This is a genomic window from Anaerococcus lactolyticus ATCC 51172 (genome assembly GCF_000156575.1).
Lineage (GTDB): Bacteria > Bacillota > Clostridia > Tissierellales > Peptoniphilaceae > Anaerococcus > Anaerococcus lactolyticus.
In genome coordinates, this window is record NZ_GG666051.1 from 2,087 (window position 1) to 4,073 (window position 1,987).

Consider the following 1,987-nt stretch of genomic DNA (forward strand, 5'->3'; position numbering starts at 1 on the left):
TGCCTTTCCACCTCTTTTTATCTATAAAGATTCTCCTACATCATAGTTCATTTTTTTATTTAAACCTTTCTTTCTTAGTTTGTCTTTATCTTTGTCATACCAATTTAGGATTGTCGCATAGTGGTTTTGATAGGTCTTACCACTGCTTTCCATGTATCTTGATAATTTATTTATCATTATTTCTGTGTGTGAGTTTAATTTTTCTTTTAGATTTTTATATTCTTCTTTGCTTAACCTTACATTTTTGAATTCTCCATAAAAAATGGGGGTGGACTTTTTATCTTTTTCTATCTCTCCCTCTCTCTCTTTATCTATCTCTATATCTTTCTCTATCTCTATCTCTCCGTTGCACTTTTGTTGCTTATGTGTTGCATTGGTGTTGCATTGCAACATTTTTAATTCTCTAGACTTTCTTGAACGCCTTGTAGAAGCTGTTTCTGATCCTATTAGGCTTGGTATTTCAGTTAGGTAGTATTCATCATTTTCTGTTACAACTTCTAATAAGCCTTGATTGATTAAATAATTAACTGTGACCATTACATCATCGTCTATTTCATCTATGGTTAGTGCTAACTCTTTTATAAAATCACTTTCTACTCCGTCATAATAGAGTTTGCCCTCATCTTTTAGGCTTAGTAGTAGAAGTTTGAGGTAGATTATTGTGTAGGTATCTCCTCCAGATATTCTCCTTAATCTTTTTATCCTTTTGTCTGTGAAAAATTCTTCTTTTAGTTTTATCCAATAATATCTTTTGTTTGTTGCCATTCTAATCCTCCTTACAATAAAAAAGAAGTAGTTTTTTCCTACTTCTACTTATAATTTCTATTTTATTTTTCCTTGTATTTTTTAATGACTTTTTCTACTTGTTCTTCAAGCTCTTCCCTGTCTGGGATATATAGGGTGTATTTTGATGCGAATATTTTATTTGATAAATTTCCTAAGGCGTATTCTGCTTGGACTCCGTCTTTATCAGTACATAAAATTATTCCTATTGGCTCATTGTCCATCTCATCATTTACTTCTGCCTTATAATAATTGAGATACATATTAATTTGACCTACTGCTTCTGGCATTAGCTTACTTGTTTTTAGTTCGATTAAGACATAAGATCTTAATATTTTATTGTAAAATACCATGTCCACATAATAGTGGGTATTGCCTAAAGTTACTCTTTGCTGACTACCCACATACATAAAACCCTTACCAAGTTCAAGCAAGAATTTTTCAATATGATCTATGAGTGCTTTTTCTAAATCACTTTCCATCATTGGTTTTTCTTCTGGTAAGCCTAAAAATTCAAACACATAAGGGTCTTTTACAAGGTCTGCCGCCTTATTTATTTCATTGCCCTTTAAGGCTAGGTCTAAGACTTTTTCTTTGTTTTCTTCTCCTGATGATAAGAGCAATCTTTCAAAAAGTGAAGTTTTAATTTGTCTTTTAAGTTCTCTCACTGACCAATTTGCATTTATACTTTCTTTTTCATAGAAGCTTCGCTTTTTCTCATCGCTGATAGATAAGAGTTCGCAATAATGGGACCAGGTCAATTTAACAGACACTGTCTGTTGAATTTCATACTCTTGAAAAAATCTCCTCATAAATTGCAAGTTTGATACTGAAAATCCTCGCCCATATTCTTTAGTTAACCTCTTTGATAAATCTTTAAGAAGCTCTTTGCCATACTCTGCTCGTTCTGAATGACCTTGCTCATCTTCTACGATAATACGTCCAATTTCCCAGTAAGTTTGAACTAAAATATTATTGACTTCTCTTGCTACTTCATTTCTTGCCTTATCCATCAATGTTTTTATGCTATTAAAAACATCATCATGAACTCTATCTATGTTATTTTTCTTATTCATACAAGCACCTCTTTGACCTCTTAATTGCTTTAATTATATCATAAATATTGTGTTTATTCAATTTTATATCCTATCCGCCTTGATATTTCCCAGATTTTCGATAATCGAAATTCTTGATTTCTGATTTT

At 31.5% G+C, this 1,987-nt stretch carries 2 protein-coding genes; both read right to left on the reverse strand.

Annotation, left to right across the window (positions count from 1 at the left end; genetic code table 11):
• Positions 1 to 21: 21 nt before the first annotated feature.
• A complete protein-coding gene (locus tag HMPREF0072_RS08930; RefSeq protein ID WP_004829659.1) occupies positions 22 to 765 on the reverse strand; it encodes a phage replisome organizer N-terminal domain-containing protein in 744 nt (247 codons plus the stop codon).
• Positions 766 to 827: 62 nt separating this feature from the next.
• Positions 828 to 1,859: a PDDEXK nuclease domain-containing protein gene (locus HMPREF0072_RS08935; RefSeq protein WP_004829661.1), complete on the reverse strand. Its 1,032-nt coding sequence runs from the start codon at positions 1,857 to 1,859 to the stop codon at positions 828 to 830.
• Positions 1,860 to 1,987: the final 128 nt, after the last annotated feature.